14 protein-coding genes and 1 pseudogene are annotated in these 12,577 nt (G+C 64.1%); 12 read left to right on the top strand and 3 right to left on the bottom strand.

The window, feature by feature from the left end; translation table 11 throughout:
- Positions 1 to 16: 16 nt before the first annotated feature.
- Positions 17 to 1,075, bottom strand: coding sequence for an NAD(P)-dependent oxidoreductase (locus tag VGR99_RS25450; protein WP_326902333.1), 1,059 nt, complete (start codon positions 1,073 to 1,075; stop codon positions 17 to 19).
- Positions 1,076 to 1,170: 95 nt separating this feature from the next.
- Here VGR99_RS25450 and VGR99_RS25445 point away from each other — a divergent pair, with 95 nt between their 5' ends.
- The 11 genes and pseudogenes from VGR99_RS25445 to VGR99_RS25395 all read left to right on the top strand — a co-directional run bounded on the left by VGR99_RS25445 (position 1,171) and on the right by VGR99_RS25395 (position 10,543).
- Positions 1,171 to 2,514: an MmgE/PrpD family protein gene (locus VGR99_RS25445; RefSeq protein ID WP_326902452.1), complete on the top strand. Its 1,344-nt coding sequence runs from the start codon at positions 1,171 to 1,173 to the stop codon at positions 2,512 to 2,514.
- 27 nt (positions 2,515 to 2,541) lie between these two features.
- The gene (locus VGR99_RS25440; protein WP_130371561.1) at positions 2,542 to 2,931 is read left to right on the top strand and encodes a carboxymuconolactone decarboxylase family protein; all 390 of its coding nucleotides are present in this window, start codon (positions 2,542 to 2,544) and stop codon (positions 2,929 to 2,931) included.
- Positions 2,932 to 2,943: 12 nt separating this feature from the next.
- Positions 2,944 to 3,753, top strand: a complete 810-nt coding sequence (locus tag VGR99_RS25435) for an N-acyl homoserine lactonase family protein (protein ID WP_326902331.1) — start codon at positions 2,944 to 2,946, stop codon at positions 3,751 to 3,753.
- A gap of 92 nt (positions 3,754 to 3,845) precedes the next feature.
- Positions 3,846 to 4,574, top strand: a complete 729-nt coding sequence (locus VGR99_RS25430) for a GntR family transcriptional regulator (protein WP_326902330.1) — start codon at positions 3,846 to 3,848, stop codon at positions 4,572 to 4,574.
- 48 nt (positions 4,575 to 4,622) lie between these two features.
- Positions 4,623 to 5,588 carry an ABC transporter substrate-binding protein gene (locus tag VGR99_RS25425; RefSeq protein ID WP_326902329.1) on the top strand — a complete coding sequence of 322 codons (966 nt, stop codon included), beginning with the start codon at positions 4,623 to 4,625 and terminating at the stop codon, positions 5,586 to 5,588.
- 2 nt (positions 5,589 to 5,590) lie between these two features.
- On the top strand, positions 5,591 to 6,346 hold the full coding sequence (locus VGR99_RS25420; RefSeq protein WP_326902328.1) for an ABC transporter permease: 756 nt from the start codon (positions 5,591 to 5,593) through the stop codon (positions 6,344 to 6,346).
- The gene (locus tag VGR99_RS25415) at positions 6,325 to 7,131 is read left to right on the top strand and encodes an ABC transporter ATP-binding protein (RefSeq protein ID WP_051378397.1); all 807 of its coding nucleotides are present in this window, start codon (positions 6,325 to 6,327) and stop codon (positions 7,129 to 7,131) included. Before VGR99_RS25420 ends, VGR99_RS25415 begins: the two co-directional genes overlap by 22 nt.
- Positions 7,132 to 7,138: 7 nt before the next feature.
- Positions 7,139 to 7,936, top strand: a complete 798-nt coding sequence (locus VGR99_RS25410; protein ID WP_326902324.1) for an ABC transporter permease — start codon at positions 7,139 to 7,141, stop codon at positions 7,934 to 7,936.
- Between the two features lie 9 nt (positions 7,937 to 7,945).
- Positions 7,946 to 8,605 carry a polysaccharide deacetylase family protein gene (locus tag VGR99_RS25405; RefSeq protein ID WP_326902322.1) on the top strand — a complete coding sequence of 220 codons (660 nt, stop codon included), beginning with the start codon at positions 7,946 to 7,948 and terminating at the stop codon, positions 8,603 to 8,605.
- A 3-nt stretch (positions 8,606 to 8,608) separates the two neighbouring features.
- A pseudogene (locus VGR99_RS25400) lies at positions 8,609 to 9,463 on the top strand (fumarylacetoacetate hydrolase family protein).
- A gap of 36 nt (positions 9,464 to 9,499) precedes the next feature.
- On the top strand, positions 9,500 to 10,543 hold the full coding sequence (locus VGR99_RS25395) for a uroporphyrinogen decarboxylase family protein (RefSeq protein ID WP_326902320.1): 1,044 nt from the start codon (positions 9,500 to 9,502) through the stop codon (positions 10,541 to 10,543).
- Positions 10,544 to 10,613: 70 nt separating this feature from the next.
- Here the strand turns inward: VGR99_RS25395 and VGR99_RS25390 are convergent, their stop codons facing one another.
- Both VGR99_RS25390 and VGR99_RS25385 read right to left on the bottom strand, forming a co-directional pair.
- Positions 10,614 to 10,736 (bottom strand): hypothetical protein, encoded by a 123-nt coding sequence (locus VGR99_RS25390; RefSeq protein WP_326902318.1) that lies wholly within the window; start codon positions 10,734 to 10,736, stop codon positions 10,614 to 10,616.
- A gap of 99 nt (positions 10,737 to 10,835) precedes the next feature.
- The gene (locus VGR99_RS25385; protein WP_326902316.1) at positions 10,836 to 11,072 is read right to left on the bottom strand and encodes a hypothetical protein; all 237 of its coding nucleotides are present in this window, start codon (positions 11,070 to 11,072) and stop codon (positions 10,836 to 10,838) included.
- A gap of 167 nt (positions 11,073 to 11,239) precedes the next feature.
- On the opposite strand from VGR99_RS25385, the gene VGR99_RS25380 reads away from it, so the two are divergent.
- Positions 11,240 to 12,556 carry a c-type cytochrome gene (locus VGR99_RS25380; protein WP_414645172.1) on the top strand — a complete coding sequence of 439 codons (1,317 nt, stop codon included), beginning with the start codon at positions 11,240 to 11,242 and terminating at the stop codon, positions 12,554 to 12,556.
- Positions 12,557 to 12,577: the final 21 nt, after the last annotated feature.

Genomic DNA, 12,577 nt, shown 5'->3' with positions numbered 1-12,577 from the left:
CTGATAGCTTGCGCGATTAGGCGCGCATCTCGACGCCAGCCCACTCCTCGAGCACCTTGGCGATCGAGGTGAAGTCGGAAGACGCGCCATATTTGGCGTTGGTGATCGCGAGCATCTGCCGCACCACCGCGCCGCAGACCATCGGCACGCCCATCGCCTCGGCCTCGTCCACGCACAAGCGGACATCCTTGTAGGAAAGGCCGGTGGCGAAGCCGAAATCGAACGTGCCGGGCAGCACCGCGCGAGGGAACTTGTCTTCGGAGGCGCTGTTGCGCCCGCTGCTGGCGTTGATGATGTCGATCAGTACCTTTGCGTTGACGCCGCCCTTGACGCCCATCGCGACCGCTTCCGAGGTGATCACCAGTGCCGCCGCCGCCATCAGATTGTTGGCGAGCTTGGCCGTCTGCGCCACACCGGGCTTGTCGCCGGTGTAGAACAGCTTGCCAAAGTTCTTCAGGATCGGCTGGACGGTGTCGTAGGTCGCCTGCGGGCAGGACACCATCACGGCCAGCGTACCGTTGACGGCGCCCTTGATGCCACCGCTCACGGGCGCATCGACCAGCGTCATGCCCTTGGCCCTTAGTCCTTCGGCAACGAGTTTTGCTGCGCCCGGACCCGAGGTCGAGAGATCAATCACGATCCTGGCGCGGTTGCCGCTGCCGATGCCGTCCTGTCCGAGCGTGACGGCCTTGACGATGTCGGGTGTCGGCAGGCTGACGAGCACGATGTCGGCGCGCGAGGCGACGTCCGCCGGCGACTTGCCGAGCTGTGCGCCGCGCTTGACCAGCGGCTGGGTGGCCTCGGTCTGGGTGTCATAGACAACGAGCGAATAGCCCGCGTCGATCAATCGCCCTGCCATGGGGCCGCCCATGCGGCCTGTGCCGATTACGCCGAGGATCTCTCCCGCCATCGTCAACTCCCTGTTGCGCGGTCCCGTGACGGGCGCGCCTTCTTGATCTCGTTGGTCAACCGTTTTCGCCGGCCGGCCTCGTCGGCCGCCGTCGTCGTGGCAGCGGGATCCCGCGCCAGCGGCCGGGATTGTTATGATTGTCAGACAAGCTGTCAAGCATAACATTTGGGGTCGACAGTTTGCCGCGGATCGGCATAAGGTCCGTGAAAACGAGGAAGACGCTCCGCGTGCCGCAAGACCCAACTCCGAGTGTGAGCAAGATGCTCGCCGACTTCGTCGCGTCCTCGTCGTGGGCGAACGTGGAGGCGCAGAGCGTTGAGGCGCGGCGATCCATCCTCAATTTTTTCGCAACTGCGCTCGGCTCCGCGCGTGATCCCGTCGTCATCGCGGCGATGCGCGCGCTGGCCCCGTTCAGCGGCGCGGCGACATCGACGGTGATCGGTCACCCGCAGCCGATGGATGCGTTATGCGCGTCGTTCCTCAATGCCATCTCAGCCAATCTGCTCGACTTCGACGACACGCATCCCGAGACGATCATCCATCCGGCCGCGCCGGTCGCCGCCGCCATATTCGCGCTTGCGGAGACGCGAAAACTGTCGGGGCGCGAGGTGCTGACGGCGTTCATCCTCGGTGTGGATGTGGAGTGTCGCATCGGCAATGCGGTTTCGCCGCGTCATTATGCCCGCGGCTGGCACATCACCTCGACCTGCGGCATTTTTGGTGCCGCTGCGGCGTGTGCGAAGCTCCTGGGTTCGCCCGCGGAGCGGATTGCGAATGCGATCGGGGTTGCGGCGAGCCAGTCAGCCGGCAATGTCGAAAACCTGCCGAGCGCCGCGAAGAATGTCAGCGTCGGCAACGCGGCGCGCAACGGGCTGTTCGCCGCGCTGCTTGCGCAGCAGGGCTATGAAGCCGCGCCACGTGCCATCGAAGGCCCGCTCGGCTGGGCGCGCACTATGGGCGACGAGCCGAATCTCCCTCGTTTGCTCGACGGTCTCGGCAAGCGCTGGGAGATCGCCAAGAACACCTACAAGCCCTATCCCGCCGGCATCGTGTTCCATTCCGTCATCGATGCCTGCCTGCTGCTGCGCGAACGGATCGGTCGCAAGGTCGACCAGATCGACTCCGTCACCGTGCAGGGTTCGGCGTTGCTGCTCGCGCGCGGCGATCGCCCCGTCAACAACGAGCGCGATGCGCGCGTCAGCATTCATCATTGCGTGGCTTGCGGTTTGCTGCTCGGCACGGCCGGCGTGACCGAGTTCGCGCACGAAACCGTGGTCCGGCCCGATATCGCGCAGCTGCGACATAAGGTGAGGGCGGCGCTCGATGCTCAGATGCCGGATGGCGCCGCGCGTGTCACCTTGCGCCTGCTGTCCGGCGAGGTTCTGACCGAGACCGTCGTTTCGCCGCGCGGCAGCCAGGCTGCGCCGCTTTCAGACAGCGACATTGAAGAGAAGCTGCGCGAGGGCGTCCGCACCGGTCAAAGCGACTGGGATGCGGACCGCGTCATTGATGCGGTCTGGCGGTTCGATGCGGCGGACGACGTCGGTCATCTCCTGCAATCGCTGCGCCCGGCATTGGCGGCGCGTAGTACTTCTTCCAACTAGACTCTCCAAGACCTGAAAGGGACGATCATGAGCAAGACCGAACTGTTCGAAAAGGGCCTCAAGGTTCGCAAGGAGGTGCTCGGCGAGGACTATGTGAACAGGTCGATCGCCGGCGCTGACGAGTTCACGCGGACCATGGCGGAATGGTCGACCGAATTCTGCTGGGGTGCGCTGTGGACCCGGCCCGGCGTTGATCGGCGCACGCGCTCGATCGTCAACCTGGCGATGCTCGGCGCGCTGAACCGACCGCACGAATTGAAGCTGCACGTCAAGGGCGCCCTGAAGAACGGGCTCACCAAGGAAGAGATCAAGGAAATCCTGCTCCAGGTCGCCGTTTATTGCGGTGTGCCTGCCGGCATCGACGCCTTCCGCAACGCGCGGGAGGCATTCAACGAGGTCGACGCGGCCGGTTCCTGAGCGCGAGGTCCCATGGCTGACCCGGAATACGAGCTCTTCGCCATCCGCTATGCCACGCGGGATGCGCAGCGGAGCGAGCATTTCATCGGCGGCGACCCGCATGACGGGCCGATGCCGATGGACTATTTCATGTGGCTGGCGAGGGGCGGCGGGCGCACCTTCGTCATCGACACCGGGTTCAATGCCGAAATCGCCAGGCAGCGCCGGCGGACATTCCTGCGCTGCCCCGTCGAGACGCTTGCAGCGTTCGACATCGATGTCGCTGACGTCAGGGACGTGATTCTCACGCATCTGCACTACGACCACGCCGGCAATTTCGACCGGTTTCCGAATGCGCGCTTTCATCTCCAGGAGCGCGAGCTCGCCTATGCCACCGGGCGCTACATGCAATATCCGCGTCTGTCGCATTCCTTCGAGGTCGAGGATGTCTGCGGGCTCGTGCGGCTGAACTACGCGCGCCGGGTGCTGTTCTACGATGGCGACGCCGGGATCGCGCCCGGGCTGACCGTCCATGCAGCCGGCGGACATTCCGCCGGTCTTCAGTTTGTCCGCGTCAACACCCGGCGTGGCCCGGTCGTGCTCGCCTCCGACGTCAGCCATTTCTATGAGAACATGACAAGCGAGCGTCCGTTCGCGACGGCGTTTCATGTCGGCGACATGCTGGTGGGCTTTGACAAGCTGCGTGCCGCAGCGCCCAACGCGGATCACATCGTTCCCGGCCACGATCCGCTGGTCATGACGCTGTATCCGCCGGCGAGCGCGGACCTGACCGGTGTTGCTGTTCGCCTGGATGTGCCGCCATCCGGGCCAGCTCATTCCTAGGACGTCGAGAGGGGCGTAATGCAACTTGGACCAGAAAAATCGATTTTCGATTTTCTATTGACCCCCGTCCGGCGCCTTGCAATCATCCGGCCATGGGTCCGCTTCAGTTCCAGTTGTCCGGGAGCCCCGGGGAAGGTCCGCGCAGCCTGACATCGGCTCTGCATGAGCGCCTGCGCGCCGATATCCTGGCGACGCGGCTGCTGCCGGGGCAGAAGCTGCATATTGCCGGTCTCGCAAAACAGTTTTCAGTGAGCCTTGCCGCCGTGCGCGAGGCGTTGTCGCGTTTGGTCGCCGACGGCCTCGTACAGGCGTCCGACCAGCGCGGCTTTCGCGTAAGTCCGGTGTCGCTGGCGGATCTTGCCGACGTGACGCAGACGCGGATCGACATCGAGGGGCTTGCGCTGCGCCGCTCGATCGAACGGGGCGATGATGCCTGGCTCGCCTCGGTAAAATCGGCCTGGGCAGATCTGAAGGCCGTTCCTTATCGTTATCCCGATGATCCCGCCGTGCATTACGAGGAATGGGTGATCCGTCACCGCATCTTCCATCGTGCGCTGGTCAATGCGTGCGGCTCGCCATGGCTGCTCGGCTTCCGCGATGTGCTGCACGAGCAGAGCGAGCGCTACCGCCGGCTGTCGATCCGCCGCGAGCTCGGCAGCAAGCCGCGCGACGTCGAAGCCGAGCACAAGGCGATCGTCGCCGCCGTCATCAAGCGCGATGCGGATGCGGCAGTTCGCGCCTTGTCAAAGCATTTCGGCATCACCAAAGAGTTCGTCGAGCTCGCCGCCTCGCGTATTGCGGAGGTGAGCCGCACGACCTGACGATCCGGAAAAATCCGGCACACAAAAAACAGAGACCGGGAGGAAACAATGAAGATCAATCGCCGTCACGCGCTCTTGTCGCTCGTCGCCGCCACAATTTTGGCTGGGCCCGCGAGCGCCGCCGACACTATTCGCGTTGGATTGCCCACGAAGACCTATTGGCCCACGACGATCGCCGAGACGGCCGTGCGACAAAAGCTGTTCGAGAAGGAAGGCATCCAGGCCGAGCTGACCATCTATCGCAGCGGCGCCGAGACCTTCGAAGGCATGGCCGCAGGCGCGGCCGACATCATCCTTGATCCGCCGTCGCTGGTCTCGGCCGGACGCAAGAAGGGCGTGATGTCGCGGATCGTCGCCAATGCGGCCATGGGCAATTTCGGCTGGCAGTTGATGGTGCCGACCAAGTCGACCCTCGACGTCAAGGATCTCAACGGCAAGAAAGTCGCGATCACGGCGGCCGGATCGGGCTCCGATCTGCTCGCGCTGTGGACCATCCAGGACAAGAAGATCGACTTCACCCGCGTTCCCGTCGGCGGTGGTGGTCTTGTGCCGAACCTGTTGGCCGGCAACGTCGAGGCCGCCGTGGTTTATTCGCCGCTGAGCTTCCAGATCTCGAAGTCCGGCGAGGCCAAGACCATCCTCGATTATGCGACCGCGGTTCCGCCGAACCTGACCGCCGGCTGGATCGTGCTCGACAAATTCGCCGATGCAAAGCCCCAACTGGTGCAGAAGGCGGTGAACGCCCTCTACGGCGCCGTCGCGTTCATGCGCGCCAACCGCGACGTCACCGTCAAGCTGATCGCCGAGCTCTACGAGATGCCGCCGGAGATCGCCGGCCTCGAATACGACAACACCATCATGAAGCTCGAGACCAGCGGCGACATGGGCGCGGCCAACGTGAACGGGGCCGTGCAGCTCTCGCTCGATCTCGCCAAGCTCGGCGGGCTCAAGGACATCGTGCCGGTCGAGGATGTGATCTCGACCAAGTTCAAGCCCGTCCCGACCAAGCAATAGCGATGCAGAGCACGTTCGCCATCAACCTCGCCAGGATCGCGATCATCGTCGCGATCCTGGCGCTGTGGGAAATGCTGTCGCGCACCGGCATCGTCAATTCCCGCCTGCTGCCGTCGGCGTCCGACACGTTCGTGACGCTCGGCGATCTCCTGCAGCGCGCCGCGGTGCAGAAGGATCTGATGGTGACCGCGACCGAGGTGCTGGCCGCGTTCGCGCTGGCCGTTCCCTTCGGCGCGGTGATCGGCTTCCTGGTCGCGGAGAACCGCTACTTCGCCGATGTGGCCAAGCCACTGCTGTTCTTCGCGTTCAGCATCCCGAAGTCGATCTTCCTGCCGATGTTCATCCTCGTATTCGGCGTCGGCTTCGCCCAGAAAGTCGGTTTCGGCTTCTTCTCGACGATCTTCATCGTGATCATGTCGACCACCACTGCGGTTGAATCAGTCAAGGTCGAGCATCTCACGGTGGCGCGCTCCTATGGCGCTACGCCATGGCAGACCGCATTCCGCGTCTACCTGCCGAGCATGCTGCCGGTGCTGCTGGAGGCGTTGCGGATCTCCATGATCTTCAACCTCACCGGCGTCATCCTCGCCGAGATGTATGCCTCGCGCGATGGCATCGGCCACCAGATCGCGACCTGGGGCGAGAATTTCCAGATGAAGCAGCTCCTCGCCGGCGTCGTGATGGTCGCCGCGATCGCCATGACCTTCAACGAACTTGTCAGATGGGTGGAAACGCGATGCAGCCATTGGCGAACGTGACCCCGTTGAAGCCCGCCGCGCGCGCGGGTGCAATCGAGGTGAAGAATGTCGGCCAGGTATTCAAGACGAGGTCGCAGGACGTCGTTGCGCTGGATGACGTCTCGCTCGAGATCAAGCCCGGCCGCTTCGTCGTGCTGGTCGGCCCGAGCGGATGCGGCAAGTCGACACTTTTGATGATGATGGCTGGCCTGCGCCAGCAGACCTCGGGCACAATCACCATCAGCGGCGCGCCGATCCCGCAGCCCGACCCGGACAGGGTCGGTGTGGTGTTCCAGGAGGCCAGCCTGTTTCCCTGGCTGACGGCGGAGGACAACGTCGAGTTTCCGCTGGCGCTGCGCGGCGTGCCCAAGGCCGAGCGCCGCGCCAAGGCGCAGGATGCTCTCAAGCTGGTCGGCCTCGAGGGCTTTGGCAAGCGCCATCCGCATGAACTGTCCGGCGGCATGAAGCAGCGTGTCTCCATCGCGCGGGGGCTGGTGCAGGACCCGCCGGTGCTGCTGATGGACGAGCCATTCGCCGCCCTCGACGAGCAGACCCGCATGACCATGGGCGACGAGCTGTTGCGCATCTGGGCCGCGACCGGCAAGACAGTCGTCTTCGTCACGCACAGTCTCACCGAGGCCGTCTATCTCGCCGACGAGGTGATCGTGATGTCGGCGCGGCCCGGCCGGATCGTCGACCATCTCCAGGTTCAGCTGCCGCGGCCTCGCACCTACGAGATGCTGAGTGGCGATGCCTTCGGCGCGTTGCGCGATCGCATCTGGCGGCACATCCGCAAATCGGCGTGAGGCGGAGATGAGCGCCAAAATGCTGCGATATCTGATCGTGATCGGCCTGATTGCGCTGTGGGAGCTCTTGCCGCGCACCGGCCTCATTCCCGAATTGTTCCTGCCGTCGCTGTCATCGACGCTGATGGCCGGGTGGACGGACGCGGGCGAATACGGTCATGCGCTCGCGGTAACGCTCTGCGAGGTCGTGGTGTCGATGGCGTTCGCCTGCGGCGGCGGCATTCTGCTCGGCGCGATCGTCGGCAGCCTCCCACGCCCGCGCGTCCTGATCATGCCGATGGTGTCGAGCCTCTACGCAGTTCCGCTCGTGATCCTCTATCCGGTCTTCACGGTATGGCTCGGCATCGGCTCGGAGTCCAAGATCGCCTTCGCCTCGATCTACGGCTTCCTGCCGACGATGCTCGCCACTGCCGCCGGCATCCAGACCATCGACCCGCAACTTCTGCTCGCCGCGCGCAGCATGGGCGCGACGCTGAGCCAGCGCCTGGTCCGCGTCATCATCCCTGCAGCGATCCCGACGGTGCTGTCGGGCCTGCGCGTCGGCGGCGCGCTTGTCATCGTCGGCGTCGTCGTTTCGGAGATGCTGATCTCCTCGGCCGGCATCGGCTACCTGATCTCGCGCTACCGCACCATCCTCGACAGTCCGCACGTGTTCGCGGGCGTGCTGCTCGTGCTGTTTCTCGCCATCGCCTTCAATGCCGCGATCCGCTGGATCGAGCGCAAGGCGGCGATCTGGCAAACCGGCACCCGCGCCGGCCAGGCCAATGACGAGATCGCGTCGGGCGCGATGCAGCCGGCGACCTGAGGTATCGGTGTGTACGATTTGACCCTGACATTCGACAACGGCCCCGATCCCGACGTGACGCCGCGTGTGCTGGACATCCTCGGCGAGCGCGGGATCAAGACCACGTTCTTCGTGATCGGCGAGAAGCTGGCCGACCCCGAGCGGCGTAGCCTTGCGATGCGTGCGCACGGGGAGGGCCACTGGATCGGCAATCACACCTTTACGCACAGCATTCCGCTCGGTCAGCAGAAGGACAGCAAGACGGCGGAGAACGAAATCGGCCGAACGCAGGACGCGATCGGCGCTCTCGCGCATCCGCTGCGCTGGTTCCGGCCGTTCGGCGGCGGCGGCAATCTGGATGCAAGGTTGTTGAAGTCGTCCGTCGTCGATCACCTCATCCGCAACAAGCACAGCTGCGTGCTCTGGAATTCGATTCCGCGCGACTGGGACGACCCTGACGGCTGGACCGAGCGCGCGCTGGACCAGTGCAGCCGGCAGCCCTGGACGCTGATGGTGCTGCATGACCTCCCGACCGGCGCGATGGTCCATCTCGGGCGGTTCCTCGACCGTGCCGAGACAGCCGGCGCCTGCTTCCGCCAGGATTTCCCGCCTCAATGCGTTCCGATCCGCAGCGGCGAGATCGCGCTTCCGATCAACGACTATGTTTCCTCCATCGAAGAGAGTGTCTGACCAATGAAAGTCGCAAGCTTCACGATATCAGGCACCGCGAGCTATGGCATCGTCACCGACAAGGGCGTGATCGATGCCGGCAAACGCCTGAAGGCCTATCCGACGCTGAAGGCGCTGCTTGCGAAGGGCTCGCTCGACGAGTTGAGGAAGCTCGCCGGCGAGAAGCCCGACTATGCGCTGCAGGATGTAGCGCTGCTGCCGACGGTGCCCGACCCCGACAAGATCTTCTGCATCGGCGTCAATTACGCCACACATCTGGCGGAGAGTGGCCATCCGACCCCGGCACATCCGATGATCTTCACCCGCTTTGCCAACAGCCAGGTCGGCCATGGCCAGCCGATGATCCGGCCGCTGGAGTCAGAGCGCTTCGACTACGAAGGCGAGATGGCCGTCATCATTGGCAAGGCCGGTCGCCGCATCTCGCGCGACGCCGCGCTCAGCCATGTCGCCGGCTATGCCTGCTACAATGACGGCAGCATCCGCGACTGGCAGCGTCACACCTCGCAATTCGCGCCGGGCAAGAACTTTGCCGGTACCGGCGGCTTCGGCCCCTGGATGGTCACGACCGACGAATAGACCGATGTCACCAGGCAGACGCTGATCACGCGTCTCAATGGCGTCGAGGTGCAGAAGGCGCCGATCTCCGATCTCGTGTTCGACGTGCCGGCCCTGATCGCCTATTGTTCGACCTTCACCGCGCTTGCGCCAGGCGACGTGATCGTCACCGGCACGACGGGCGGCGTCGGCGCCTATCGCACGCCGCCGCTGTGGATGAAGGGTGGCGACACCGTCGAGATCGAGATTTCCGGTATCGGCATCCTCCGCAATCCCGTCAAGGACGAGGAACGCGCGGCGTGAACCGTCGCGCTCAACAACAATAAGAAGGAGAACTCCATGCCCATGCCAACGCATATCCTGCCGACCACGGTAGTCGGAAGCTACCCGCAGCCGGAATGGCTGGTGAATCGCGCCATGCTGTCGAAGGTGGTGCCGCGCACCCGTCTCCACGACATGTGGCGGCTGCCGGCGGAGCATCTGGAGGAGGCGCAGGACGATGCGACCATCGTCGCGATCCGCGACATGGAGCGCGCCGGCATCGACATCGTGACCGATGGCGAGATCCGGCGCGAGAGCTACTCCAATCGCTTCGCCACAGCGCTCGACGGTATCGACGGCGACAATCCCGCGATGATCGTGGCGCGTACCGGCAACACCCAGACCCCGGTGCCGCGCGTCGTCGGCCCCGTGAAGCGCAAGGGCCCGGTGGAACTGCACGACATGGAGTTCCTGCGCAGGAACACCGACCGCGCCGCGAAGATCACCTTGCCTGGCCCGTTCACCATGAGCCAACAGGCCAAGAACGAGTTCTACAAGGATGAGGAAGATCTCGCGATGGCGCTCGCCGAGGCTGTGAATGCGGAGGCGCTCGATCTGCAAAAGGCCGGCGCGGATGTGATCCAGCTCGACGAGCCCTGGGTGCGCAATAACCCCGAACTTGCCAAGCGCTATGCGGTCAAGGCGATCAACCGCGCGCTGAAGGGTATCACGGTGCCGACCGTCGTGCATCTCTGTTTCGGCTATGCGGCGGTCGTGCCGGGCTCAAACAAGCCGGCTGGCTATTCTTTCCTCGCCGAACTCGATGACACCATTGCAGACCAGATCTCGATCGAGGCGGCGCAGCCGAAGCTCGACCTCGGCGTGCTCAAGGATCTCTCGTCGAAGAAGATCATGCTCGGCGTGCTCGACCTCGCGGATCCCGGGATCGAGAGTGTCGAAACCGTAGCCGGCCGCATTCGCAACGGCCTGAAATACGTGTCGCCCGATCGTCTGATTCCAGCGCCCGATTGCGGCATGAAATACATGCCGCGCGCAACCGCGTTCGGAAAACTGAAGGCGATGTGCGACGCCGCGGCCAAGGTGCGGCAGGAGATTGGCTGAAGAAGCGCGAGGCTCGGCTACGTACGACTTTGGGAGCTGATCGCGGTCTTCACGCGCAGGGCGGACGCTCTTAGAGACGGACACCGGTTGTCGCGAACGCCTGCTCGACGGGTTCCTGCACCTGGTTCAAGATAGCCATTGCTGCAATTGCGATCACGATGGCTGCTGCGCAGCCGAGCAGGAAAGCCTTCATCTACACACTCCATTCTTCAAAGGCGGCGCGCATCTCACGATGTAGCCTGTCGTGAGCACCTCCGACGATCAATTAAAAGTTCGCCCCGATTCGACTGGCTTAAGGACCTTTAAACATCGAGGGAGCCGAAAACGAATCCCCCATCAATCCCCAGGACTCGAGGTCGGGGCTGTGCAGGTCCACTTCCAGGATGGCCAGCAGCAGCGCGAGCACAACCGTTGCGAAGACGAGGAGAGGCGAAGCTTCTCGCGCGGCCGAATCTGGCGCGGTCATGAACGCGTGAGCGGCGCATAGCCGCGCGATCATCCGCAGCAATGGTCTCGATCGCCCCTGCATGTCGTCTTCCTTGACGCGACGAGCAAAGACGTAACGCGTAAAGGTTAGGACTCGCGCCGCCGGCATTCAAGCGAAGAATGTCTGAATGAGTCCTGATGCAGCGCACACAATAGGCGTAATCGCCGCTGACATTCATCTTGGTTATCCTGTCGGGCATTCTCGAGACCATGGACCAGGGCCGGCAAAGATCGATCGCACGGGCGTCCGGCACATGGGCTGCGGCCGCCTTCTTGGCGGTTGCTTTTGCTGCGTCAGCGGGGCAGGCGCAGCTGGCAGGTCACGGCGGACCCATCCGGGCACTCGCGGTTTCGCCGGACGGTGACGGTCTGCTGTCAGGGAGCTTCGACACGGCCGCCATTCGCTGGTCGCTGAAGGGTGACGCGGCCACTGAGGTGCTGCGTTATCATGCTGATGCCGTCGATGCGGTCGCCTTCCTGAAGGACGGTCGGATGGTAACCGCCGGCGCGGACGCCCGGATCGCGGTCTGGACCGCAGGCCAGCAGCAGCCCGACCTCGTCCTGGAAGGGCATTCCGGTCCGGTCGTCGCCCTGGCGGTCTCGCCGGACGGATCAAAGCTCGCCTCGGCCTCCTGGGACCACAGCGTGCGACTCTGGTCATTGGCGGATGGTGCGGCCCGCGTATTTGAAGGTCACCAACAGAATGTGAACGGTGTCGCGTTCGCGCCAGACGGCATGTCGCTCGTAAGCGTCGGCTATGATCTTGCGTTGCGCATCTGGCGCCTGCCTGACGGTCAGCCCGAAGTGGTGACGTTGCCCGCGCCGTTGAACGCGGTCACGGTCGCGCCCGATGGCGAGATCGTCGCCGGCGGATCGGATGGCAAGCTGCGTATGCTGACGACGGATGGAAAGCTGTCCGGTGAGATAGCGGCAGGCTCGAAACCGATCGTTGCCTTGGCGCTTTCCGATGATGAGGCACTGATCGCCGCCGCAAGCATCGACGGCACGGCCACCATTGTCGAACGCAAGTCCCGGAGTGTACTGCGGACATTCGTGGTCCCTGGTTCCCCGGTCTGGTCACTCGTCTTCCTCCATGATGCCACGACGCTCGTGACCGGCGGCGCGGACGGGAAGATCCGGCGATGGAATGTGCAGAGCGGAGAGCCGGTCGGCTCGAACCAGTTCGGGACGCCAGTGGATCCACTCGCCGCCTACGCGGGAGATCATGGTGCCGAGGTCTTTCGCGCCTGCGTTGCCTGTCACACGCTCTCGGCGAAGGGGGTACAACGGGCGGGGCCGACGCTTGCCGGATTGTTCGGCCGGAAGATAGCTTCACTTCCCGGCTATCGGTTTTCCGAGGCTCTCAAGAAGATGGATATGATCTGGACGCCCGAGACCGTCGCAAAGATGTTTGAAGTGGGCCCCAATGCCTACACGCCGGGAACGAAGATGCCGGAGCAGCGTATCGGCTCGGCCGAAGACCGCCGTGCGCTAACGGACTTTCTGGCTCGGGCGACCTCGCAATGAGAGAGCTGCAATCGGATCGAG

This window comes from Bradyrhizobium sp. (assembly GCF_035935975.1).
Classification (GTDB): Bacteria; Pseudomonadota; Alphaproteobacteria; order Rhizobiales; family Xanthobacteraceae; genus Bradyrhizobium.
This window is presented reverse-complemented; position numbering and strand designations above follow the sequence as displayed.